This is a genomic window from Pseudomonas sp. DTU12.3, assembly GCF_004124275.1.
Taxonomy (GTDB): Bacteria; Pseudomonadota; Gammaproteobacteria; order Pseudomonadales; family Pseudomonadaceae; genus Aquipseudomonas; species Aquipseudomonas helmanticensis.
This window is the reverse complement of record NZ_CP027218.1, coordinates 866,776-892,270: the sequence shown is the minus strand read 5'-3', so window position 1 is coordinate 892,270 and position 25,495 is coordinate 866,776. Positions and strand designations below refer to the sequence as shown.

Genomic DNA, 25,495 nt, shown 5'->3' with positions numbered 1-25,495 from the left:
TTTTTTAGTTGGCACAGCGACTTCACTTCACTGAAAGCTCAGAGCAAGGCCCGTGCCATCGGTTTTTTATTCTTCAAAAAGTCGCTGCTTTCTTGTTATTTCGACTGTTTCGTTCCCATTTTCATTGGGCGTGCAACCGTCTAAACCGCGGAAGGTGAAACCATTTATTTTTTCAGGCGCAACCCGCACGCGCCATCATTGCAACCGCGGCGCCAAACGACGTGCAACCAGCCTGTAACAGCCCGCGTCACCGAACTGCACACTGCTGGTGCGGGACTGCTACAACCCGCACCATTACAGGCTAGTCGCTGCATCGAAAAGCGCCGCTTCCGGCAACATATTTCAACACTCAAATGACGATGCGCAGGCACTGGCCCGCGTGATACAGCGAGAACCCGGCCTCGTACAGGCAACTGCGCAAGCCCACACCCGCCAAGGGCTGCATCGGTGCAAAGGGTATCGGCAGGGCCTGTGGATTGCCGTTACACAAGTAATCGGCAAAGGCTTTACCGACCACGGTGCCGGTGGTGACGCCGCGACCGTTGTAGCCAGTGACGGCCACCAGTCCCGGCGCCGGTTCGAACAGACGCATCAGGTGATCAGGCGTGAACGCGATACGCCCGGTCCAGGTGCATTCCCATTCAACCGGTTTCAGGTTGGGGAAATAATGCTGTTGTACCCGGTCGGCCCAGGCCTTGAGAAACCAGGTCGGTTTCTGGTTGCCGTTGCCAAGGCTGCCGAGCAATAAGCGCCCTTCTTTGTCACGGCGGATACTGCTTAACACTTGTCTGGTATCCCACGAACCCTGCCCGCCCGGAAGGATTGCCTGCGCGGCGTCTTCGCTCAGCGGCACCGAGGCGACCTGATAGTAGTAACCCGGGAAGAAGTTGCGCTTGAGTTCGGTCCAGTCGCCTTCGGTATAGGCGTTGGAGGCGATGACCACTTGTTCGGCGAGCACCGATCCGTGCTCGGTTTGCACCGACCAGTTTGAGCCCTGACGCTCAAGACGAGTGACCGGCGAATGGTCGAACATCTGCCCGCCGAGGCCGGTTACGGCGTTGGCCAAACCGCTGACGTAAGCCATTGGATTGAGTGTGCCGGCACGACGATCGAGCAGTGCGGCGGCGATTTTTTGCGTCCCGGTGGCTTGCTCGCAGGCCTTGCCGGTGAGCAATTCGACCGGCGCACCACGGCGCTTCCATTGTTGCTCACGACTACGCAGATCCGCCTCGCCCTTGGCGTTGTGCGCCATGTGCAGAGTACCTTCGCGGCGCAACTGGCAATCGATGTTGTACTTATCCACAAGGCTGAACACCAGCGCCGGCGCCGCCCCGAGCATGCGGTTGAGCTGGCTGCCGACCGCTTCGCCGAAACCGGCTTCGATCTCGTCCGGCGGGATCCACATGCCGGCGTTGACCAGCCCGACATTGCGCCCGGAACCGCCGTGGCCGGCGCGATGGGCTTCCAGCACACAGACGCTTTTGCCTTTTTCCAACAGATGCAGCGCCGCCGACAAACCGGTGAACCCGGCGCCGATCACGCAGACATCAACTTTGACTTCGCCATTCAGCGCGGTGTTATCCGGCCGTTGTGGCGTGAGCTTTTCCCACAGACATTCTTCGCGTAACGGCATTGCCAGACTCCAACAGAAACCTGCCAAACACACTGCTGATCCTGTGGGAGCGGGCTTGCTCGCGAAAGCGGCGTATCAGCCAACATCTGTGTCGACTGAAACACCGCATTCGCGAGCAAGCCCGCTCCCACAGGGGATCTGCGTCTTTCCAAACTCAGTCGAACGTGATGCCCTGCGCCAGCGGCAACTCCAGCGAATAGTTCACGGTGTTGGTCTGGCGGCGCATGTACCCGCGCCATGCATCGGAACCCGACTCACGACCACCGCCGGTTTCCTTCTCGCCACCAAACGCGCCACCAATTTCGGCACCGCTCGGGCCGATGTTGACGTTGGCGATCCCGCAATCACTGCCCACCGCCGACATGAATTGCTCAGCCTCACGTACATCAGTGGTGAAGATGCACGATGACAACCCTTGCGGCACCGCGTTGTTCAGGCGCAGCGCTTCCTCGAAATCGTTATAGCCAACCACATACAGAATCGGTGCGAAGGTTTCGCTGCACACCACATCACTCTGCTCGGGCATTTCAATAATCGCTGGCGACACGTAGTAGGCGTTGGGGAACTGATCTTCCAGTTGGCGCTTGCCGCCGAATACCCGGCCACCCTCGCTCAATGCCTGCTCCAGCGCATCCTGCATGTTTTCAAAGCTGTGCTTGTCGATCAGCGGGCCGACCAGATTGCCTTCCAGTGGGTTGCCGATACGTACTTTCGAATAAGCAGCCTTGAGGCGAGTGACGATTTCTTCCTTTACCGATTCATGGGCGATCAGACGACGCAACGTGGTGCAGCGCTGGCCTGCGGTACCGACGGCGCTGAACAGAATCGCGCGCACGGCCATGTCGAGATCGGCGCTCGGGCCGAGGATCATCGCGTTGTTGCCGCCCAACTCCAGAATGCTGCGAGCAAAACGTGCGGCGACTTTCGGCGCCACTTCGCGGCCCATGCGCGTGCTGCCGGTGGCGCTGATCAGGGCGACACGCGGATCATCGACCAGCGCTTCACCCGCGTCGCGACCACCGATAATCACTTGGCAAAGATTCGCCGGCGCATCGCTGAAATTCTTCACCACACGATCAAACAGTGCCTGACAAGCCAGTGCGGTCAGCGGGGTTTTCTCCGACGGCTTCCACACCACCGGGTTGCCGCAGACCAGCGCCAGCGTGGTGTTCCACGCCCACACCGCGACCGGGAAGTTGAACGCACTGATCACACCGACCACGCCCAGCGGATGCCAGGTTTCACGCATGTGGTGGCCCGGACGCTCGGAGGCAATGGTCAAACCGTACAACTGACGAGACAGGCCGACGGCGAAATCGCAGATGTCGATCATCTCCTGCACTTCACCCAAACCTTCCTGGGTGATCTTGCCCGCCTCCCACGAAACCAGTTCGCCGAGGTCGGCCTTGTATTCGCGCAATACTTCACCGAATTGACGCACCAACTCGCCGCGACGCGGGGCCGGGATCTTGCGCCACTGTTCGAACGCATGATCTGCGCGACTGATGTGCTGCTCGACTTCGGCCGCGCCCTCCCAATTGATGGCGGCAATGCGGCTGCCATCGATGGGCGAATGCACCGGCACTTTGCCGTTCTGATAAAGGGCCGGGTTCACACCAAGACGATCAAGCAATGCGGCAACCATGGGTCACTCCTCAAGCAAAAAACTGAATGTGTGCGGCCGCTGTTTGCACGACCGGGCAGGCCTTTAGTTGTAGCGTCACAATGGCAAGGCAACAAACGACCTTTACGCGAGATATCATTCCGTTTATTCATGCTGAGCATAGAAAGACAAGAAAAGGATCGGTCATGCTGAACAAACGCCACTTGCCCTCGATCACCGCCCTGCAGTGCTTCGAAGCCGTGACCCGGCACCTGAGCTTCACCCGCGCGGCCGAAGAACTGAACCTGACCCAGAGCGCGGTCAGCAAGCAGGTCGCGCAACTGGAGGAATTGTTACAGCACTTATTGTTCCTCCGCGTGCGTCGGCGTTTGCAGATGACTCCGGCCGGGGATCTGTACCTGGTTGAAGTACGAAAAATCCTCACGCAGGTGGAGATGTCGACCCATTACCTGCGTTCCTACGGCGGCGAAACCGAAGTCCTGCGCGTATCGACGCCGTCGACCTTCGGCGCGCGCTGGCTGGTGCCGCGCTTGAAAGGCTGGCGTTTGCGTCACCCGTCGATTCATCTGGATTTGTGCAACGAACAGGAAGCCGATGACTTGCTGCAAGGGCGCAGCGATCTGGCGTTTTATTTTGGTCAGGGTTCGCGGCCCGGCACGGAATGCCTGAAATTGTTCGGCGAAGAGCTGGTGCCAGTCTGCGCGCCGGGCAGCCTGCCAGACGCACCGTTTACTGACCCGACGCAGCTCACCGATCTGGTCCTGCTGCAAAATGCCTCGCGCCCACAGGCGTGGCACGACTGGTTCGACAGCCAGGGTTACCAAACCGAACACAGCTATCACGGCCCACGCTTTGAAACCTTTTATATGTGCATCCGCGCCGCGCAGGTCGGCTGCGGCGTGGCGTTGTTGCCACGGTTTCTGGTGGAAGAGGAGTTGGCCGACGGCAAATTGGTCATTCCCTGGCAGCATGCAATGCCCAGCCCCGACGCCTATTACCTCGCGTACCCGGAGCACGCGGCGGAAGTGCCGAAGGTGCGCGACTTCGTCAAATGGATGCTCGAACAGATCGACAATCCCCTGTAGGAGCTGCCGCAGGCTGCGATCTTTTGATTTTGAAAACCAACATCAAAAGATCGCAGCCTGCGGCAGCTCCTACAGAAGCACAGCAGAAATTGCTGGCAATCCCCACCGCTGATATGCGCCACTAGCGCCATTGATTGAGACCGCGCCACGGCGCGGCGCACCTGGAGACCCCGTTATGAGCGAGAGTGTGTTTGCCGATCGCATCGTGCAGAACCTGCTCGACACCGACTTCTACAAACTGACGATGATGCAGGCGGTGCTGCACAACTACCCCAACGTTGAAGTCGAATGGGAGTTTCGTTGCCGTAACAGCGAGGATCTACGCCCGTATCTGGCCGAGATCCGCTACCAGATAGAGCGCCTGGCCGAACTGAGCCTGAGTGCCGATCAACTGAATTTCCTCGAGCGCATCAGCTTCCTCAAACCGGATTTCCTGCGCTTCCTCGGGTTGTTCCGCTTCAACCTGCGCTACGTGCACACCGGCATCGAGAATGGCGAACTGTTCATCCGTCTGCGCGGGCCATGGCTGCATGTGATTCTCTACGAGGTGCCGCTGCTGGCCATCGTCAGCGAAGTGCGCAACCGCTATCGCTACCGCGAAACCGTGCTCGAACAGGCGCGCGAGCAGCTCTATCGCAAGTTCGACTGGCTGACCGCCAACGCCTCGGCTGACGAATTGTCGCAACTGCAGGTCGCCGATTTCGGCACGCGACGTCGGTTTTCCTACCGCGTGCAGGAAGAAGTGGTGAACGTGCTCAAGCACGATTTCCCTGGCCGTTTCGTCGGCACCAGCAATGTGCATCTGTCGCGCGAACTGGACATGAAACCGCTGGGCACCATGGCCCACGAATGGATCATGGCGCACCAGCAACTCGGCCCACGGCTGATCGACAGTCAGATCGCCGCGCTCGATTGCTGGGTCCGTGAATACCGCGGCCTACTCGGTATCGCCCTCACTGACTGCATCACCACCGATGCCTTCCTCGGCGATTTCGATCTGTTCTTCGCCAAGCTGTTCGACGGTCTGCGCCACGATTCCGGCGATCCTGTGGTCTGGGGCGAAAAATGCATTGCCCACTATCACCAGCTCGGGATCGACCCGATGAGCAAGACGCTGGTGTTCTCCGACAGCCTGACCCTGCCCAGGTCGCTGGAAATCTTCCGCGCGCTGCACGGCCGGATCAACGTCAGCTTCGGCATCGGCACCAACCTCACCTGTGACATTGCGGGTGTTGAACCGATGAGCATCGTGCTTAAAATGACCGCCTGCAACGGCCAACCGGTGGCGAAGATCTCCGACGAGCCAGGCAAGTCCCACTGCAAAGACCCGAATTTCGTCGCCTATTTGCGACATGTTTTCCAGGTTCCTGCCGATTCCAGTCTATCTAGCAAGGAGTGAATTCATGCAAGCCGTACAGCGTGAGATTGCGCAGCAGCTCAAAGTGCAACCGCCGTTCGCCGACTACAAGGCCCTGCAGGCCGAAGTCGCCCGGCGCATTACCTACATTCAGGATTGCCTGGTCAATTCCGGGCTCAAGACGCTGGTGCTGGGCATCAGCGGCGGCGTCGACTCGCTGACCGCCGGCCTCTTGGCCCAGCGCGCCATGCGCGAACTGCGCGACCAGACCGGCGACAACAGCTACAAATTCATCGCCGTGCGCCTGCCGTACGAAACCCAGTTCGATGAACACGACGCACAAGCCTCGGTAGACTTCATAGCCCCGGACGAGCGCCACACCGTCAACATCGGCCCGGCCGTGAAGTCGCTGGCCGCTGAAGTCGCGGCTTTCGAAGGCAAGCACGCGGTGTCGGTGGATTTCGTCCTTGGCAACACCAAGGCGCGGATGCGCATGGTCGCCCAGTACACCATCGCCGGCGCGGCGCACGGTCTGGTAATCGGCACCGACCACGCGGCGGAAGCGGTGATGGGTTTCTTCACCAAGTTCGGTGACGGCGCCTGCGACCTCGCGCCGCTCAGTGGTCTGGTGAAAAATCAGGTTCGGGCGATTGCCCGCAGCTTTGGCGCGCCGGAATCGCTGGTCGAGAAAATCCCGACGGCGGATCTGGAAGACCTGTCACCGGGCAAACCGGACGAAGCCTCCCACGGCGTGACCTATACCGAGATCGATGCCTTCCTGCACGGCGAACCGGTGCGTCAGGAAGCGTTCGACATCATCGTCGCGACCTACAACAAAACCCACCACAAACGCGTAATGCCGTTTGCCCCGTAAGTTGAAAGCCCCCCCCTGTAGGAGCTGTCGAGTGAGACGAGGCTGCGATCTTTTGATCTTCAAAAACAAAATCAAAAGATCGCAGCCTGCGGCAGCTCCTACAGAAAACAAAAAAGCGTCCCGTGGGACGCTTTTTTTGTGCCTGACTCGATTACTTGACGGTAATCGTGCCTTTCATCATCGAGATGTGGCCAGGGAACGAGCAGAAGAAGCCGTAACCGCCGTCTGCAATCTTCGCCACGTCGAAGGTCAGCGAGTCGGTTTCCTTGGCGCCGATGATCTTGGTGTGAGCGATGATGCGTGCGTCACCTTCCGGCAGATAGTTCTTGTCGATACCGGCGGCCAGGCCTGCGGTAGCGATTGGCTGCATGTCAGCTTCTTTGCTGATCACCAGGTTATGGCCCATCACGTTCTTCGGCAGGCTGCCGGAGTGGGTCAGTTCGACGGTGAAGGTCTTGCAGCTCTTGTCGATCACGATTTCCTTGGTGTTGAAGGACATCTGATCGGTGGAGTCAACGGTGGTTTTGCACTCGGCAGCCATCAATTGGCTGCTGGCCAGCGCCAGCAGGGATACCGCAACAACTTTGGAAAACATGGTGAATCTCCAAGGCAGGGTTAACAAAAACACTAATGGTGGAAAGACTGCCTGAAATCTTCGCAAGTTCCTATGACTTGAGTCAAAAATTGTATACAACTTTCAGGCTATGACACTCATCGAGACAATCTAACGGCCAGATTCCCCGGCCCGCCCTATGATCGGCGCATCTACTGAGACGGAGTGCCTGTCATGTTCTTTAACGGTCTGTTGTGCAGTTTGCTCGCCGCCTACGCCTGTGGCGCCAGCGGCACCTTTGAATCACCGGAACACGAAGTTTAGCCCTTGGATCGAGGCGTGCCAGCCATTACCCTGTGACTGATTGACCCAGGAGAAAGGCATGTCTCTGAAATCCGTGTGTGTATTTTGCGGTGCCAATGCTGGCACCGTCCCGGCTTATACCGAAGCTGCAGTCGCTCTTGGCCGGGCGTTGGCTGAACGCAAGCTGACCCTGGTCTACGGCGGTGGCGCCGTGGGTCTGATGGGGATTGTCGCCGACGCCGCACTGGCCGCTGGCGGCGAAGTGATCGGCATCATCCCGCAAAGCCTGATGGACAAGGAGATCGGCCACAAAAGCCTGACACGTCTGGAAGTGGTCGACGGCATGCATGCGCGCAAGGCACGGATGGCTGAGCTCAGCGATGCGTTCATCGCCCTGCCCGGCGGCCTCGGCACGCTGGAAGAGCTGTTCGAAGTCTGGACCTGGGGCCAGCTCGGTTACCACGGCAAACCGCTGGGGCTGCTGGAAGTGAACGGCTTTTACAGCAAACTCACTGCATTTCTTGACCACATCGTCGGCGAAGGCTTCGTTCGCGCGCCACACCGTGACATGCTGCAAGTGAGCGAATCACCACAAACGCTGCTCGATGCCCTCGATCAATGGAAGCCGACCGTCACGCCAAAATGGGTCGACCAAAAACCCGGCTAACCACCGGGCACCGATACAGGGCAGAATACGCGCCGCTCAACCTCACCTTCGACCAAGAGGAACGCCCATGGCCAAACCCAATTACTCCTTCGCCAAACGTCAACGAGACCTGGCAAAGGAACAGAAGAAAGAGGAAAAGCTTCAGCGCAAGAAACAAACAGCTGAAGAAGCAGCACTGAACCCTGAGGGTGAAGTGGCAACAGATGACGATGTTGATGCAACTGAAGCACCGAAAGATCAGGCGCCTGACGCCTGAGCCCCACCGGGTTTGATGATCGAATCAGACCCAGCGGATTTGTGACGGGGCTGGCGGTTTCACTGCCGGCCCTCACAACCCTTCCCAGAAACACCCCAATTCCCCTGTAGGAGTGAGCCTGCTCGCGATAGCGGTGTGTCATACGAAATATTTGCTGCTGACACACCGCTATCGCGAGCAGGCTCACTCCTACAGTTTGATTTGCATTAATTCAGGGGCATTACGGTTACGCGCACTTCCGGATCGTGGTTGCCGCCGCCGAGGATCACTCCGCGTAATGGCGAAACGTCAGAGAAGTCCCTGCCCCACGCCAGCGTGATGTGCTCCAGCGCCGGCTGCACGTTGTTGGTCGGATCGAAATCCACCCAGCCCAGCACCGGACAAAACACCGACACCCACGCATGCGACGCATCGGCGCCGATCAAGCGTGGCTGCCCCGGTGGCGGCTGAGTCAACAGATAACCACTGACGTAACGCGCCGCCAGGCCTCGCGAGCGCACACATGCCAGCATCAAATGAGCAAAGTCCTGACAGACCCCACGCCGCCGCTCCAGCACCTCAACCAGCGGCGTCGCCACCTGGGTCGCCTCGGCATCGAAGGTGAATTCACTGAAAATTTTCTGCATCAACGCCTGCACACCGAGCAGCAGCGGCCGGCCCACTGGAAAGCAGCTTTGCGAGAACTCGACGAAGCTGCGCTTCAAATGTACATACGGCGACTGGAACCGATAGCGACACGCCTCAAGTATTTCGGCGGACAACGGCTGACTGCTGTAGGTCAGCGCATCTCGGGTCTGCTCCCACGCAGGCGACTGCTGGAAATCCAGCGCCGGCCGCGCCAGCACTTCAACGGTGAGCCGCGCGTTGACCTGCAATTCATCATGCGGCCGCTCGAAGGCCAAGCGGGTCAGCGGATTGCCAAACACATCCAGTTCATCGCGCCGCGCCGTAGGCTCCGGGCTGATCAGCAGTTGCTGCTCGGTGCAGCGTTGCCAACGGCACTCGCGCGGCCACAGGTGCGCCAGTTGCTGCGCCAGCGAGACCGGGCTGTCGTAGTGATAACAGGTGTCGTGGAAGATCTGGTAATGCGCGCTCATCAGACCGACACCGTACGCTGGCTGACGTCGTCGACGTGAGCGAAATGGCGCAACGCCAGACGATCGGAGACCTGGCCGCTGGCCTCGGCGACCTCTTGCAGCAGATCCGCCAGGCCATCGAGTGCCGCACGCACACTGGTCTCGCCGAACAGCGGGTTTTCCAGGCAGCCCAGATCGAACCGCGCCAGACGCTCGACCAATGGCGGCAGCCCAGCCTCACGCGGCACGCCGAAATCATCGTTCAGGCGTTTCAGGGTGCGCGTGACCAGTTTCAACTGGAACAACACCGCATGTGGGTTTTGTTCATCGAGCAACAACAGGTCGAGCACCGGAATCAACTGCGCTACGGCCAGATAACGTGAGCGGTAGGTGATGCTGCTGTTGCCCAGTTCGAGCAGCCATTCCAGCCCCGCCTGATCGAACGCTGCGGCGCCGCGCAGAAATGCCGCCAGACTGCGGCTGAGAAATTGCAGACGCTCGATACGCCGCCCGATCATCAGGAAACGCCAGCCTTCGTCGCGCGTCATGTCGTCCAGCGCAAACCCGGACAACGCCGCCAGCGACATCACCAGACGGTTGAGAAAATCCAGCAGTTCGCCGAAATCCGGCTCTTCGGTATCCAGCTCTGTGGCTTCGCGCTGCAACTCGACCAACGCCTGCCAGTTCTCCCGCGAGAGTTTGCCGCGTACCTGCGAGGCCGCCCACTGCAAACGTTGCAGGTTGGAGCGCAGGCTGAACGACCAGTCATCGCCAAGCAGCGCGGCCAGCAAGCGTTCCGGCAATTGGCCTTCGTCCGGTAACAGCGTCAGGCGCTCGCCGAGATCGACGGCTGCCTGCAAGGCTTGCGGGTCATCGCCATCGACATACCGCGCGAGCATGATCCGCAGCAGTCGCGCGCTGTCATCGCAGCGCTCGCAATATCGGCCGAACCAGAACAGGTTTTCCACCACTCGCGAGGGCAGATAAGGATCGCGCCGCACGAGGTCATGCACGCCGACATTGCGCTGGGTTTTCCATTGCTCGCCGCTCGGCGGACGATCACCGAGCACCCAGGTGTCCTTGCTGGCACCGCCGCGTTGCATCGACACCACTTCGGCATCGGCCTCGGCGGCCACGCGGGTCAGGCCACCGGGCAGCACTCGATAACCGTCGCGACTGGCGACGGCGTACATGCGCATGCCGATCGCCCGGGGTTGCAACTGACCGTTTTCGGCTTGCCAGATCGGCGCCTGCGACAGCTGCGCCAATTCTTGCGCCACATAGGCGTATGGTCGTGCCCGCATGCGTGCGGCGAGCTCATCGCGCTGTTTTTCACTCAAATCACGGCCGAATACCGGGGCGAAGCTTTGTGAAGGAAACGCCGGTTTGATCAACAGTTCAGGCAGTTTTTCCAGCGCCTGAGCCAACACAGGCGCCTCACCGCACCACCACGTTGCGATGGACGGCAGGATCAGTTCTTCGCCGAACAGGTATTGATTGATCTTCGGCAGAAACCCGAGCAATCCCGGTGATTCGAGCACGCCACTGCCCAGCGCATTGGCCACCAGGACCCGGCCCTGACGCACCGCTTCGAGCAGCCCGGGAACGCCGAGCGCCGAATCCGTGCGCAGCTCCAGCGGATCGCAGAAGTCGTCGTCGAGGCGGCGCATGATCGCGTGGACGCGGCGCAAACCGCTGAGGGTTTTCAGGTAGACCGTGGCGTCGCGCACGGTAAGGTCACCGCCCTCGACCAGCGGATAACCGAGCTGGCGGGCCAGATACAAATGTTCGAAATAACTTTCGTTGAAGCGCCCCGGCGTCAGCAACACCACCAGCGGCGCATCATTACCGGCCGGCGCCTGACGCGCGAGGGTTTCCTGCAAGGTGCGGAAGAATCCGGCCAGATGCTGCACCTTCAGATCGCGGTACAGCTCGGGGAAAGCCCGGGAAACGATGGTGCGGTTTTCCAGCGCATACCCGGCGCCCGACGGTGCCTGGGTACGATCGGCAGTGACCCACCAGCGGCCGTCCGGCGTGCGCGCCAGATCCACCGCGTAAAGATGTAGAAAGGCGCCTTCCGGCGGCGCAATGCCCTGACACGGCCAGAGAAAATTGTTGTGCCCGAACACCAGCTCAGCGGGCAGCAAGCCTGCGCTGATCAACCGCTGCGGCCCATACAAATCGGCCAGCACGGCATTGAGCAATCGCGCCCGCTGAGCAATTCCGGCCGACAACTGCTGCCATTCATCCGCCGCAATCACATGCGGCAGCAGATCCAGTTCCCACGGCCGGTCCGCGCCTTTCGGGTCGGCATAGACGTTATAGGTGACGCCGTTTTCCTGAATCTGCCGCGCCAGCAACGCTTGGCGCTGCACCAGTTGCGCCGGGGTGCTGCGTTGCAACTGGTCGAACAGTCGCCTCCAGTGCGGACGCACCGCGCCGCAGCCGTCGAGCAGTTCGTGATAAGTGCCCGCCGTCAGCGGGTAGCGGTCTAGCAGGTCAGGCATGGAAAGCTCGGCAGACAGCAGGGAACGGTCAGACTAACGCAGGCACATGACGCGCGGATATACGAAAAATCCGCGTGTCGCGTAGGCCCTAGAAACGTCGTAAATCGATTGTCATCGGTAGCTCGTCACTGATTTCCACATTCGGTATAGGAAGTTTCCCCGGTGTGTGTCCGACGCGGAAAAAACGCGCCATGCGCCGGCTCTCGGCTTCGTTGGCATTGACCGGCAGCGTCTCGTAATTGCGCCCGCCCGGATGCGCGACATGGTATTGGCAGCCGCCCAGCGAACGGCCCATCCAGGTGTCGAGCACATCGAACACCAGCGGCGCGTGCACGGGTATTGTCGGTTGCAGACAGTTGGCCGGCTGCCAGGCGCGATAGCGCACCCCGGCAACGAATTCGCCAACGCGCCCGGTCGGGTGCAACGGCACGGCGATGCCGTTACACGTCAGCAAATAGCGCTGCGGTGGCAGGCCTTTGATCTTGACCTGCAAGCGCTCCAGCGAAGAGTCGACATAACGCACCGTGCCACCCGCCGCCCCCTCCTCGCCGAGCACATGCCATGGCTCCAGTGCCTGCCGCAACTCCAGCTCGATACCGTTGACCGCATGATCGCCAACCTTGGGAAAACGAAACTCCAGATGCGCGGCGAACCATTCCGCCCTTAGCGGATAACCGGCGCTGTTCAGTTCGACGATGACGTCGGCGAAGTCCTGCTCGATAAAGTGCGGCAGCAGAAAACGGTCATGCAGCTCGGTGCCCCAGCGCGCCAGTTTCGGCGGCGCATAAGGTTCGCGCCAGAAGCGTGCGACCAATGCTCGCAGCAGCAACTGCTGAGCGAGGCTCATGCGAGCGTGCGGCGGCATTTCGAACGCGCGCAGTTCCAGCAAGCCAAGACGCCCGGTGGCGCCGTCCGGCGAATACAGTTTGTCGATGCAGAATTCGGCACGATGAGTATTGCCGGTAACGTCGATGAGCAAGTTACGCAGCAGTCGATCGACCAGCCACGGCGCGCATTCTTCGCCCGGCGCTGGCATCTGCGCGAAAGCGATTTCCAGTTCGTACAAGGCATCGTTGCGCGCCTCGTCGACACGCGGTGCCTGCGACGTCGGGCCGATGAACAATCCGGAAAACAGATACGACAACGACGGATGGTTGTGCCAGTAACTGATCAGGCTGCGCAGCAGATCCGGGCGGCGCAGGAACGGTGAATCCGCCGGCGTCGCCCCTCCGAGCACAAAGTGGTTACCGCCGCCGGTGCCAGTATGGCGACCATCGATCATGAATTTTTCGGTAGTCAGGCGGGTTTGCCGCGCCTCCTCATAGAGAAATTCAGTGCGCTCGACCAATTCGTCCCACGTCGCCGATGGCTGCACGTTAACCTCAATCACGCCCGGATCCGGGGTGATGCGGAAGTTGCTCAGGCGCGGATCGCTTGGCGGCTCGTAGCCTTCGAGCAATACCGGGCAATGCAATTCTTCAGCAGTGGCCTCGATCGCCGCGACCAGTTGCAGATAATCCTCGACCTGCTCCAGCGGCGGCATAAACAGGTACAACCGCCCTTCACGGGCTTCGGCGCAAAACGCGGTGCGGGTCAGCCAGTCAGCAGATTCGTCGATCTTCGGCGCACGGTCGTCAGCCGTCGCCGGTTCGCCGTGACGGTTGAGCTGTGCGGTTTGCGGCAGCTCGGAAAAATCCTGATTGGGATCCTGGGGATGAATAAACGGATACTCGGCGGCCTTCACCCACGGCTGCGAACCGAGCGGCAGGCGATAACCCAGCGGCGAATCGCCCGGCACCAGACGGCAGTGCTCGTCACGCAGATACCAGCGCCCGCTCTGCCATTGATCACCCCTGGCGGTGCGCGCCAGCGGCAATACCTGGCCGATTACTTTGTTCAGGCCCTGGCTGAAGACTTTGCGCAAGCGTGCGCGCTCCAGAGGTTCCTCAAGACGCGAATCTTCGGCGCTGACGTTGCTCGGCAACGTGCCCTCACGCCAGAGGTAATAGAAATTGTCTTCGTAGGCCGGGAACACAAAGCGCACAGGCAATTTCAGGCGTTCGGCGACACTGGCCAGAAAGCGCCCGGCGAGTTCGCCGTCGGCGCCGTAGTCCTGTTGCTCATCGGCGATCAAGGCGTCGTTGTGCCAGATCGGCACGCCATCACGACGCCAATAGCAATTGAGCGACCAGCGCGGCAGTTGCTCACCGGGATACCATTTGCCCTGCCCAAAATGCACCAGCCCCTGCGGTGCGTAATGTTTGCGCATGCGCTGGAACAGTTCGGCAGAGAGCCGACGTTTATCGTCACCCAATGCAGCGGTGTTCCACTCGGCACCGTCCGGGTCATCGATGGACACGAAGGTTGGCTCGCCGCCCATGGTCAGGCGCACATCGCCCTCCAGCAGGTCGGCATCGATCTGCCGGCCCAATGCCTGAATCGCCAGCCATTGCTCATCGGTGTAGGGCTTGGTGACGCGTGGCGCCTCCCAGATCCGTTCCACCGACATTTCGTGGCTGAACACACACTCGCACGGTTCGACCAAGCCGCTGATCGGGGCTGCCGAGGAAGGATCGGGACTACAGGCCAACGGGATATGCCCTTCGCCGGCGAACAGCCCTGACGTGGCATCCAGACCGATCCAGCCCGCGCCCGGCAGATACACCTCGCACCAGGCATGCAGGTCGGTGAAGTCGACTTCGGTGCCGGACGGACCGTCGAGGCTTTTCACGTCGGCCGTCAGTTGAATCAGGTAGCCGGAAACAAATCGCGCGGCCAGGCCGAGGTTGCGCAGCAATTGCACCAGCAACCACGCCGAATCGCGGCAGGAACCAGAGGCGTGTTCGAGGGTGTGCTCCGGCGTCTGCACGCCCGGCTCCATGCGGATCAGGTAGCCGATGTCTTCGCTCAGGCGTTGATTGAGCGCGACCAGAAAGTCCACCGCCGGTAGCGGCGTGCGGTCGATGGCGTCCAGATAGGCTTTGAATTTCGGCGTCAGTGGCAGGGTTTCGAGGTACGGCGCCAGCTCCTTGCGCTCATCGGCGGCGTAGGCGAAGGGGATTTTTTCGGCGTAGGGTTCGAGGAAGAAATCGAACGGATTGAACACGGCCATTTCGGCGAGCAGATCGACTTCAATGCGCAGCTCAGCGGTTTTCTCGGGGAATACCAGTCGCGCGAGGTAGTTACCCTGCGGGTCTTGCTGCCAGTTGATGAAATGCTGCTCGGGCGAGACTTTCAGCGCATACGACAGAATCCGCGTGCGGCTGTGGGCGGCCGGGCGCAGGCGAACGATCTGCGGGCCGAGTTCGACAGCGCGGTCGTAGCGGTAATGCGTAACGTGATGCAATGCGACATGAATCGACACGGCGTGCCTCCTGCGAGCCTAAGCGTATTCGAAAGCGCGCAAGACTTATGCCATGCACAGGCTTGGGCGCTTTCCCGGAATGCTTAAGGCAGTACAGCACCAAAATCGGGCGATGCGGGGAAATGGTTTGGGCTCATTGCACGTAAATGTTGCGAGAGCCCCCCCTAACCCTCTCCCGGAGGGAGAGGGGACTGACCGCGCTGGATGTTGGAGATACGCCGACTTGAAAGTCTTGAGTCGAACTCAGATTTGAAAGGCACAGAGTTCTGCTCCCTTCCCCCTCGCCCCCTTGGGGGCGGTCCGACGTTTCGGGAGGGCTGGGGTGAGGGGGATGGATCTTGCGGCCTGCATAAATCCAACGGCAGAAATGCAAAACGCCAACCCAAAGGTTGGCGTTCTGTTCAGCTAAAAAGCAACTTAGCGCGGTACGACCGGCTTGCGGGTCGGCTTCGGCCCTTTGCCTTTCGCGGCGTCCTTACGTTCCTTGGCCGCCTGCTGGTTGCGGGCGAACGCCGCAGCCTTGGCCTGCTCACGCTTGTCCCACGGATTACCGCCATCACTGGCACGTGGCGGCAAGCCAGTGTGCTGAGTGAGGATCTTGGTGGTCTTCTCTTTGCCTTCCTTCGCCACTTTATGGCTGCCGGCCGGCGTCGAGTTCTTGCGACGGGCGCTCTGGTAGCTGTCGGTGGTCGGCTGGTGCGTCGGGATCAACTGATCCTTGCCCGAACCGATCAGGTCAGCGCGGCCCATGCGAGTCAGCGCTTCACGCAGCATCGGCCAGCCTTTCGGGTCGTGATAACGCAAGAACGCCTTGTGCAGACGACGCTGCTCTTCGCTCTTGACGATGGTCACGGCGTCACTCTTGTAAGTGACTTTGCGCAGCGGGTTCTTGCCCGAGTGGTACATCGCGGTGGCGGTGGCCATCGGCGACGGGTAGAACGCCTGCACCTGGTCAGCGCGGAAGCCATTGCCCTTGAGCCACAAGGCCAGGTTCATCATGTCTTCGTCGGTGGTGCCCGGGTGAGCGGCGATGAAGTACGGAATCAGGTACTGCTCTTTGCCCGCTTCCTTGGTGTACTTCTCGAACATGCGCTTGAACTTGTCATAGCTGCCAATGCCCGGTTTCATCATCTGGTTGAGCGGACCTTCCTCGGTGTGTTCCGGGGCGATCTTCAGGTAACCGCCGACATGGTGGGTCACCAGCTCTTTGACGTACTCCGGCGACTCGACCGCGAGGTCGTAGCGCAGGCCGGAGGCGATCAGGATCTTCTTCACACCCGGCAAGGCACGGGCGCTGCGGTACAGCTGAATCAACGACGAGTGGTCGGTGTTCAGGTTCGGGCAGATGCCCGGGAACACGCAGGACGGCTTGCGGCACGCCGATTCGATTTCCGGCGTCTTGCAGGCGATGCGGTACATGTTCGCGGTCGGGCCGCCGAGGTCGGAGATGACGCCGGTGAAGCCTGGCACCTTGTCGCGGATCTCTTCGATTTCGCGAATGATCGACTCTTCGGAACGGTTCTGGATGATCCGTCCTTCGTGCTCGGTGATCGAGCAGAAGGTGCAGCCACCGAAGCAGCCACGCATGATGTTCACCGAGAAACGGATCATGTCGTAGGCCGGGATTTTTTCCTTGCCGTACGCCGGGTGCGGAACACGGGCGTAAGGCATGCCGAACACGTAGTCCATTTCTTCAGTGGTCATCGGAATCGGCGGCGGGTTGAACCAGACGTCGACTTCGCCATGCTTCTGCACCAGCGCACGGGCGTTGCCCGGGTTGGTTTCCAGGTGCAGCACGCGGTTGGCGTGGGCATACAGAACAGCGTCGCCACGGACCTTTTCAACCGATGGCAGACGAATCACCGTCTTGTCACGGGTCATGCGCGGGCTGGCCAGGATCTGCACGACCTTGGCTTCCTGCGGGTCTTCAACCGGACCTTTTTCCTGCTCGATGGCGCAGGCCTGGGTGTCCTGGGTATTCACGTACGGGTTGATGATCTTGTCGACCTTGCCCGGACGGTCGATACGCGTCGAGTCGACTTCGTACCAGTCTTTCGGCGTATCGCGACGAATGAACGCGGTGCCGCGCACGTCAGTGATGTCTTCGATCTTGTGACCGTAGGACAGGCGCTGGGCGACTTCGACAATCGCGCGCTCGGCATTGCCGTACAACAGAATGTCGGCGCAGGCGTCGATCAGGATCGAGTTACGCACGCGATCCTGCCAGTAATCGTAGTGCGCGATGCGGCGCAGCGAGGCTTCGATGCCGCCGAGGACGATCGGCACGTTTTTGTAGGCTTCCTTGCAACGCTGGCTGTAGACCAGGCTTGCACGATCCGGACGTTTGCCGGCCATACCGCCTGGCGTGTAGGCGTCGTCGGAACGGATCTTTTTGTCGGCGGTGTAGCGGTTGATCATCGAGTCCATGTTGCCGGCCGCGACGCCGAAGAACAGGTTCGGCTCGCCGAGCTTCATGAAGTCGTCTTTCGACTGCCAGTTTGGCTGGGCGATGATCCCGACGCGGAAGCCTTGCGACTCCAGCAGCCGGCCGATGATCGCCATGCCGAACGACGGGTGATCGACGTAGGCATCACCGGTGACGATGATGATGTCGCAGGAATCCCAGCCAAGCTGATCCATCTCCTCCCTGCTCATCGGCAGGAATGGCGCTGGCCCGAAACATTCGGCCCAGTACTTTGGATAGTCAAATAACGGCTTGGCTGCTTGCATGTCGATAACCGGTGTTGGCTTTCATTGAATTTCGCGGGCGCGGAATATAGCACAAATTTTGACCAATTCCGACGGCTGTGGTCGGAAATTGTGCCGACCCCATTCGCGAGCAGGCTCGCTCCCACATTTGAACGCATTCCAAATGTGGGAGCGAGCCTGCTCGCGAAGAGGCCAGATCAGGCGACGACGATTACTCGTCGTCGTCGAAGTTGTAGCTGCCCGGCGCGAGGTTTTCGAAGCGCGTGTACTTGCCGATAAACGCCAGGCGGATAAAGCCGATCGGCCCGTTCCGCTGCTTGCCGATGATGATCTCGGCGATGCCTTTGTGCTCGGTTTCCGGGTGATACACCTCGTCCCGGTACACGAACATGATGACGTCAGCATCCTGCTCGATCGCTCCGGATTCCCGGAGGTCGGAGTTGATTGGCCGTTTGTTCGGTCGTTGCTCGAGGGAACGGTTGAGCTGGGACAGCGCCACCACCGGGCAGTTGAATTCCTTGGCCAGGGCTTTCAGGGAACGCGAAATTTCCGAAATCTCATTGGTCCGGTTGTCGCCGCCGGAACCTGGAATCTGCATCAACTGCAGGTAGTCGATCATGATCAGGCCGATGTCACCATGCTCACGCGCCAGGCGTCGGGTACGCGCACGCATTTCCGACGGGCTGATGCCGGCGGTATCGTCGATGAACAGCTTGCGGTCATTGAGCAGGTTGACCGCCGAGGTCAGGCGCGGCCAGTCGTCATCTTCCAGTTGGCCGGAACGCACTTTGGTCTGGTCGATGCGACCCAGCGAGGAGAGCATACGCATGATCAGCGATTCACCTGGCATCTCGAGGGAATACACCAGCACTGCTTTGTCACTGCGCAGTACGGCGTTTTCCACCAGGTTCATGGCGAAGGTGGTTTTACCCATCGAAGGACGACCGGCGACGATGATCAGGTCGGCTGGTTGCAGGCCGCTGGTTTTCTCGTCGAGGTCGGTGTAACCGGTGGACAGACCAGTGATGGCGTTGTCGGTGTTGAACAAGGTGTCGATGCGGTCGATGGCCTTGGTCAGCAACTCATTCACACCCACCGGGCCGCCGGTTTTCGGGCGGGCCTCGGCAATTGCGAAGATCTGCCGCTCGGCTTCGTCGAGGATTTCCTCGGCGGTGCGACCTTCCGGGTTGAAGGCGCTGTCGGCGATCTCGGTGCTGATGCCGATCAGTTGGCGCAACGTCGCACGCTGGCGGACGATCTGCGCATAGGCCTTGATGTTGGCGACAGACGGCGTGTTTTTCGCCAGTTCGCCAAGGTATCCGAGACCGCCGACTTGCGAGGTCTGACCTTCCTTGTCCAATTGCTCGGCAAGGGTCACGACGTCGATCGGAGAGTTCTGATCGGCCAGTTTGGCGATCGCACGGAAGATCAGGCGGTGGTCATGTCGATAGAAATCGCCGTCGGAGACTTGATCAAGCACGCGTTCCCAGGCGTTGTTGTCCAGCATCAGACCACCGAGTACAGCCTGTTCGGCCTCGATGGAATGCGGCGGCACCTTCAGGGCAGCGGTTTGCAGATCGTATTGCTCGGGAGCGGAGATATCGTTCATGGCCACTTGTGTTGTTTGGAAAAACGGGGAATTCAGAAAGACAAAGGGCACGACCTGTAAACAGGATCGTGCCCGATGTTAACCGTCTGACGGGCAAGCCGCCAGCCGATCAGGTGTTGCTTAAGCTGCTACCACGACAACGCGTACGGTGGCTTCAACTTCGGCGTGCAGGTGCACAGCCACGTCGAATTCACCCACGTTGCGGATGGTGCCGTTCGGCAGACGAACTTCGCTTTTCGCAACTTCAACGCCGGAGGCGGTCAGTGCGTCAGCGATGTCGTGAGTACCGATCGAACCGAACAGCTTGCCTTCGTCGCCAGCGGTGGCAGTGATGGTCACTTCCAGCTCGGCCAGTTGGGCAGCACGGCTTTCAGCCGATGCTTTACGGTCTGCAGCAGCTTTTTCCAGCTCGGCACGACGCTCTTCGAACGCAGCGATGTTCGCTGGGGTCGCGGCGGTAGCTTTGCCGTAAGGCAGCAGGTAGTTACGACCGTAACCGGCCTTAACGTTCACTTTGTCACCCAGGTTGCCCAGGTTGGTGACTTTTTCCAGAAGGATCAGTTGCATGTGAAAATCCTCTTAACTTTTAACCTTCACCGTTCGCGCTGTCGGTGTCTTTCGACACATGACGACCGCGAAAATCAATCAGGCTGTCGACAATGGCCAGGACCACGAGCAACGGATAGATCAGCTGCATGAACAGCAACAACGTGACGTACAACCCCACCAGCCAGAAACCGGCCAGTCGCTTCTGCCCGACCAGCCCGTGAATCAGGGCAAGTCCGGCGAACACCAGCGGTACACTGCACAACGGCGTCAACATGGCCATCTGTGCACCGAGATTCGGGCCCAGAAGCATCAACGCCAGCAGTAACATCGCCGGCCCCAGCGGGATCCGGATGGCGCGAAACTCGCGACCAAAACCACCCGGGTTGTACAACAACGCCTGCCAATGACGCCCGACAATCAGGCTCAGCACGCTGACGATCTGCAACAAAGCCGCAATCAGTCCGGTCAGGACCGGTGCAATCAGGGACGCGAAACGCGCTTGCTCTTCGACCGACAATTGCTTGTAGGTCTCACCGAGAAGCGCCGGCATGACCTTTATAAGGGCCTGCGCGAGCATCTCGATCTGGGCTGCAAACGCTGCCCCGAGCACCACCGAAAACACCACTCCAATCACTACGCTGACCAGCAGCGTACGAACCCAGGACTCACTTGCGCGCAAAACCAACGCAAGCCCCGAAGCCCCCAGCAGCACCAGAAGTGCCCGTGGGTCATCGGCGTATAGCCACCAGATCAACGCTGGCAGCAGCCCCAGAGACAGAACACCCAGGGCGTCCGTCAGTCCGCGCCGCAGCAGCACAAGGCTTGCGGCGGCAGCACCCAACCAATACAACAACGGCAATGTTGCACATCCGGCCACCACGAGAGCGGCCTGCATACGGCCTCGCATGATGAACTCAGCTAAGGCACGCATGCATTCAATCCTTTGCTACTTGTCGACTGCCCGGTCTCAGCGGCCGTGGCTGTCGGTGTAGGCCAGCAGGGCCAGGAAGCGGGCGCGCTTGATAGCGGTGGCCAGCTGACGCTGATAACGAGCTTTGGTACCGGTGATGCGGCTTGGAACGATTTTGCCGGTCTCGGATACGTAGGCTTTCAGAGTGTTGAGATCTTTGTAATCGATCTCTTTCACGTCTTCAGCGGTGAAGCGGCAGAATTTACGACGACGGAAGAAACGTGCCATTTGATAGGCTCCTTAAAAGGTCCGTGGATTACTCGTCAGCGTTATCGCTGTTGTCGCTGTCATCACTATCAGCGCTATCAGCGCCTTCGTGCTCAGGACGGTCGCGACGCTCACGGCGCTCACTGCGGTTTTCTTCAGCCTTGAGCATCTCGGACTGGCCAGTTACGGCTTCGTCGCGACGGATGACCAGGTTACGGATCACTGCATCGTTGTAGCGGAAGTTGTCTTCCAGCTCGGCCAGGGCCTTGCCAGTGCATTCAACGTTCAGCATCACGTAGTGAGCCTTGTGAACATTGTTGATTGCGTAGGCCAGTTGACGACGGCCCCAATCTTCCAGACGGTGGATTTTGCCGCCGTCTTCTTCGATCAGCTTGGTGTAACGCTCAACCATGCCGCCGACTTGCTCGCTTTGATCCGGGTGGACCAAAAAGATGATTTCGTAATGACGCATGAATGCTCCTTACGGGTTGTAGCCTGCCGCTCAAAAACGGTCAGACAAGGAGTGAATGACACTTATGGACTTGCTGGCGCGGGGCACATGCGTGCCTGCCGTCACAGCAAGGGGCGCAATTGTAGAGAAGGGACAGAAGAGGTGCAAGGCAATTGGTGATTATTTGAACAATCACCGAGAGACACCTGTAGGAGCTGCCGAAGGCTGCGATCTTTTGATTCTGTTTTAAAAGACAAGATCAACAGATCGCAGCCTGCGGCAGCTCCTACAGGAGGCTTATTTCTTCGCGGCTGACTTGGCTTTTACGCCGCGCTGACGCTGAGCTTCGAACAGACAGACGCCCGTCGCGACCGAGACGTTAAGGCTGCTGACGCTGCCGGCCATCGGCAGTTTCACCAGGTAGTCGCAGTGTTCGCGGGTCAGGCGACGCATGCCTTTGCCTTCGGCGCCCATGATCAGAATGGTCGGGCCCGTCAGATCCTGGTCGTAGATGCTGACTTCAGCTTCGCCTGCTGTGCCGACAACCCACAGACCGCGCTGCTGCAGTTTTTCCAGGGTGCGGGCGAGGTTAGTCACCGCAACCAATGGAATCACTTCTGCCGCGCCGCAAGCAACCTTACGCACCACCGGGGTCAAGGTCGCGGACTTGTCTTTCGGCACGATTACCGCCAGCGCACCGGCCGCATCGGCCGAACGCAGGCAGGCGCCGAGGTTGTGCGGATCGGTCACGCCGTCGAGCACCAGCAACAGCGGCGCGCCGTCAGTGCGGTCGAGCAACTCGTCGAGCATTGCTTCGCCCCAGACCTGGCTCGGGCTGACTTCCGCAACCACGCCTTGGTGAACGCCTTCAACCCAGGCGTCCATTTCGCGGCGCTCGGCCTGACCGACCTGGATACGATTTTCGTTGGCCAGCTCAACCAGGGTCTGCACGCGCGGATCGTTGCGGCTTTCAGCCAGCCAGATCTGCTTGACGCGTTTCGGGTGGTGACGCAGCAACGCTTCTACCGCGTGAACGCCGTAGATTTTTTCCAACTGACTCATGACTTCGCCTTCGGTTTACGCGCCCCGCCACTTTTGGCTGGAGCAGCACCCGCTTTTGGCGGGCCTTTACGGTGTTTGCTCGGTTTCGCTGGCTTGCCGCCGGAGGCCTTTTCAGGCGCCGACCGCCCGGTCTTTCCCCCAGGCGCCGCTTTACCACCGTTTTTGGCGTCGGAAAGCAGAGCTTTCTTCATTTCACGGCTTTTGCGCAGTTCGGCGTTTTTCGCCACGGCGTCGCTTGGGCGATAGGCTTCGGCAGCCTTTTCCTTGGCCGGACGGCGACCAGCAGTTTTCGCTGGCGCCGCTTCGGCTTTTTCCTTGGCGGCTGGCGCGGCAGTTTCAGCGCCGCGTTTTTTGCGACCGATCGGCGCGCTGATGGTTTTTTCAGCCATCTCGAAGTCGATCTTGCGCTCGTCGAGGTCAACGCGCATCACGCGCACTTCAACGGTATCGCCAAGGCGGAAGCTGCGACCGGTGCGCTCGCCCGCCAAGCGGTGATGCACAGGATCGAAGTGGTAGTAGTCACCCGGCAGCGCGGTGACATGCACCAGGCCTTCGACGTAGATATCGGTCAGCTCGACGAACAGGCCAAAACCGGTCACGGCGGTGATCACACCCGGGAACGATTCGCCCACGCGATCCTTCATGAACTCGCACTTGAGCCAATTCACCACGTCGCGGGTCGCTTCGTCGGCACGGCGCTCGCTCATCGAGCACTGCTCGCCGAGTTGCTCCAGCGCCGCTTCGTCGTACGGATAGATACGCGCTTTCGGAATGGTCATCGCCCCGGCACGGCGAACGTGCGGGGTGTCCTGTTTCGAATGGATCACGCTGCGGATTGCGCGGTGCGTGAGCAGGTCCGGGTAACGACGGATCGGCGAGGTGAAGTGGGTATAGGCTTCGTAATTCAGGCCGAAGTGGCCCTGATTGTCAGCGCTGTACACCGCCTGGCTCAGCGAACGCAGCATCACGGTCTGGATCAGGTGGAAATCCGGGCGATCCTTGATGCTCGCCAGCAGTGCCTGATAATCCTTCGGCGATGGGCCATCCTTGCCTTTATGCAGGGACAGGCCGAGCTCGCCAAGGAAGGCGCGGAGTTTTTCCAGACGCTCCGGCGGCGGGCCATCGTGGACGCGATACAGCGCAGGAATCTCGTGCTTCTTGAGGAATTCAGCGGTGGCGACGTTGGCCGCCAGCATGCATTCTTCGATCAGCTTGTGCGCGTCGTTACGGGTGGTCGGACGGATTTCGGCAATCTTGCGCTCGGTACCGAAGATGATTCGGGTTTCCTGCGTTTCGAAATCGATCGCGCCACGTACGTGACGAGCAGCCAGCAGCACCTTGTACAGCGCATAAAGCTGTTTGAGGTGCGGCAGAACGTCGTTGTACTCACCGCGAAGCTGACGCGCCTCGGTGACTTTAGGCGTTTCCAGCATCGCGCTGACTTTGTTGTAAGTCAGACGAGCGTGGGAATGGATCACCGCTTCATAGAAGCAGTAGTCGGTCATTTCGCCGGACTTGGAGATGGTCATCTCGCAAACCATGGCCAGACGATCGACGTGCGGGTTCAGCGAGCACAGGCCGTTGGACAGTTGCTCAGGCAGCATCGGCACTACACGCTCGGGGAAGTACACCGAGTTACCGCGCACTTGCGCTTCGTTGTCCAGCGCCGAACCGATCTTCACGTAGCTGGAAACGTCGGCAATCGCCACGTACAACTTCCAGCCGCCGGAGAACAGGCGCAGCTTGCCCGGTTTGGCTTCGCAATAAACAGCATCGTCGAAGTCGCGAGCATCTTCGCCGTCGATGGTGACGAACGGCAGATGGCGCAGATCGACGCGCTTCTCTTTGTCTTTCTCTTCGACTTCCGGCTTGAGCTTGGCCGCTTCTTTCAGCACGGCTTCAGGCCAAACGTGCGGAATGTCGTAGGTGCGCAGGGCAACATCGATTTCCATGCCCGGCGCCATGTAGTTGCCGACCACTTCGACGATATCGCCTTGCGGTTGGAAACGCGGCGTCGGCCAGTGGGTGATTTTCACTTCGACGAACTGACCGATCTGCGCGTTGGCATTGCGCCCCGGGGTGACCAGCACTTCTTGCTGGATCTTCGGGTTGTCAGCGACGACAAAACCGATGCCGCCTTCTTCAAAGTAGCGACCGACGATGGTTTCGTGTGCACGCGACACGACTTCGACGATCACGCCTTCGCGACGACCGCGACGGTCGAGACCGGAAACACGGGCAAGCGCACGGTCACCGTCGAACACCAGGCGCATTTGCGCCGGGCTCATGAACAGGTCATCGCTGCCGTCGTCCGGCACCAGGAAGCCGAAACCGTCGCGGTGACCGCTGATGCGACCGAGGATCAGGTCGAGCTTGTCGACCGGCGCATACGTGCCACGACGGGTGTAGATCAGTTGAGCGTCGCGCTCCATGGCGCGCAGGCGGCGGCGCAGGGCTTCGATCTGGTCTTCTGTGGTCAGACCAAATTCTTCAACCAGTTGCTCACGGGCAGCAGGCGAACCCCGATCGGCGAGATGCGCCAAGATCAGTTCGCGGCTAGGAATAGGGTTTTCATATTTTTCCGCTTCACGAGCGGCCTCGGGATCGAGGGACTGCCAATCGGCCATTAGAGAGTTTTC

19 protein-coding genes are annotated in these 25,495 nt (G+C 60.0%); 5 read left to right on the top strand and 14 right to left on the bottom strand.

The window, feature by feature from the left end:
* Nucleotides 1–349 precede the first annotated feature (349 nt).
* Nucleotides 350–1,633: an FAD-binding oxidoreductase gene (locus C2E19_RS03960; protein WP_129388355.1), complete on the bottom strand. Its 1,284-nt coding sequence runs from the start codon at nt 1,631–1,633 to the stop codon at nt 350–352.
* A gap of 154 nt (nt 1,634–1,787) precedes the next feature.
* Nucleotides 1,788–3,278 (bottom strand): aldehyde dehydrogenase family protein, encoded by a 1,491-nt coding sequence (locus C2E19_RS03955; RefSeq protein ID WP_129388352.1) that lies wholly within the window; start codon nt 3,276–3,278, stop codon nt 1,788–1,790.
* Nucleotides 3,279–3,442: 164 nt separating this feature from the next.
* Here C2E19_RS03955 and C2E19_RS03950 point away from each other — a divergent pair, with 164 nt between their 5' ends.
* From C2E19_RS03950 to nadE, 3 genes are all read left to right on the top strand, one after another.
* On the top strand, nt 3,443–4,342 hold the full coding sequence (locus C2E19_RS03950) for a LysR family transcriptional regulator (protein ID WP_129388349.1): 900 nt from the start codon (nt 3,443–3,445) through the stop codon (nt 4,340–4,342).
* A 175-nt stretch (nt 4,343–4,517) separates the two neighbouring features.
* Nucleotides 4,518–5,741, top strand: coding sequence for a nicotinate phosphoribosyltransferase (gene pncB / locus C2E19_RS03940; protein WP_129388346.1), 1,224 nt, complete (start codon nt 4,518–4,520; stop codon nt 5,739–5,741).
* A gap of 4 nt (nt 5,742–5,745) precedes the next feature.
* Entirely contained in the window at nt 5,746–6,573 is an 828-nt protein-coding gene (nadE, locus tag C2E19_RS03935; protein ID WP_129388343.1) for an ammonia-dependent NAD(+) synthetase, read from the top strand.
* 151 nt (nt 6,574–6,724) lie between these two features.
* On the opposite strand, the gene azu is transcribed toward nadE, so the two are convergent.
* Nucleotides 6,725–7,168, bottom strand: coding sequence for an azurin (gene azu, locus C2E19_RS03930; protein ID WP_008078296.1), 444 nt, complete (start codon nt 7,166–7,168; stop codon nt 6,725–6,727).
* A 340-nt stretch (nt 7,169–7,508) separates the two neighbouring features.
* On the opposite strand from azu, the gene C2E19_RS03925 reads away from it, so the two are divergent.
* Complete coding sequence (locus C2E19_RS03925) at nt 7,509–8,096, top strand: TIGR00730 family Rossman fold protein (RefSeq protein ID WP_129388340.1); 588 nt, start codon at nt 7,509–7,511, stop codon at nt 8,094–8,096.
* Between the two features lie 67 nt (nt 8,097–8,163).
* Entirely contained in the window at nt 8,164–8,352 is a 189-nt protein-coding gene (locus C2E19_RS03920) for a hypothetical protein (RefSeq protein WP_129388337.1), read from the top strand.
* A 206-nt stretch (nt 8,353–8,558) separates the two neighbouring features.
* Here C2E19_RS03920 and C2E19_RS03910 read toward each other — a convergent pair whose 3' ends face one another.
* The 11 genes from C2E19_RS03910 to rnr all read right to left on the bottom strand — a co-directional run bounded on the left by C2E19_RS03910 (nt 8,559) and on the right by rnr (nt 25,483).
* On the bottom strand, nt 8,559–9,449 hold the full coding sequence (locus C2E19_RS03910) for a transglutaminase family protein (protein WP_129388333.1): 891 nt from the start codon (nt 9,447–9,449) through the stop codon (nt 8,559–8,561).
* Nucleotides 9,449–11,935 (bottom strand): circularly permuted type 2 ATP-grasp protein, encoded by a 2,487-nt coding sequence (locus C2E19_RS03905; protein ID WP_129388330.1) that lies wholly within the window; start codon nt 11,933–11,935, stop codon nt 9,449–9,451. Before C2E19_RS03905 ends, C2E19_RS03910 begins: the two co-directional genes overlap by 1 nt.
* An 88-nt stretch (nt 11,936–12,023) precedes the next feature.
* Nucleotides 12,024–15,299, bottom strand: coding sequence for a DUF2126 domain-containing protein (locus C2E19_RS03900; RefSeq protein WP_129388327.1), 3,276 nt, complete (start codon nt 15,297–15,299; stop codon nt 12,024–12,026).
* A gap of 417 nt (nt 15,300–15,716) precedes the next feature.
* Nucleotides 15,717–18,029, bottom strand: coding sequence for a YgiQ family radical SAM protein (locus C2E19_RS03895; RefSeq protein ID WP_129388324.1), 2,313 nt, complete (start codon nt 18,027–18,029; stop codon nt 15,717–15,719).
* Nucleotides 18,030–18,219: 190 nt separating this feature from the next.
* On the bottom strand, nt 18,220–19,617 hold the full coding sequence (gene dnaB / locus C2E19_RS03890; RefSeq protein WP_042557399.1) for a replicative DNA helicase: 1,398 nt from the start codon (nt 19,615–19,617) through the stop codon (nt 18,220–18,222).
* Nucleotides 19,618–19,737: 120 nt separating this feature from the next.
* Nucleotides 19,738–20,184: a 50S ribosomal protein L9 gene (gene rplI, locus C2E19_RS03885; RefSeq protein ID WP_008078307.1), complete on the bottom strand. Its 447-nt coding sequence runs from the start codon at nt 20,182–20,184 to the stop codon at nt 19,738–19,740.
* A gap of 19 nt (nt 20,185–20,203) precedes the next feature.
* Entirely contained in the window at nt 20,204–21,097 is an 894-nt protein-coding gene (locus C2E19_RS03880) for a hypothetical protein (protein WP_129388320.1), read from the bottom strand.
* Nucleotides 21,098–21,133: 36 nt separating this feature from the next.
* Nucleotides 21,134–21,364: a 30S ribosomal protein S18 gene (gene rpsR / locus C2E19_RS03875; protein WP_002551829.1), complete on the bottom strand. Its 231-nt coding sequence runs from the start codon at nt 21,362–21,364 to the stop codon at nt 21,134–21,136.
* A 28-nt stretch (nt 21,365–21,392) separates the two neighbouring features.
* Nucleotides 21,393–21,815 (bottom strand): 30S ribosomal protein S6, encoded by a 423-nt coding sequence (gene rpsF / locus C2E19_RS03870; protein WP_038360383.1) that lies wholly within the window; start codon nt 21,813–21,815, stop codon nt 21,393–21,395.
* Nucleotides 21,816–22,091: 276 nt separating this feature from the next.
* A complete protein-coding gene (rlmB, locus tag C2E19_RS03865; protein ID WP_129388317.1) occupies nt 22,092–22,856 on the bottom strand; it encodes a 23S rRNA (guanosine(2251)-2'-O)-methyltransferase RlmB in 765 nt (254 codons plus the stop codon).
* Complete coding sequence (gene rnr, locus C2E19_RS03860) at nt 22,853–25,483, bottom strand: ribonuclease R (protein WP_129388314.1); 2,631 nt, start codon at nt 25,481–25,483, stop codon at nt 22,853–22,855. Before rnr ends, rlmB begins: the two co-directional genes overlap by 4 nt.
* Between the last annotated feature and the right edge of the window lie 12 nt (nt 25,484–25,495).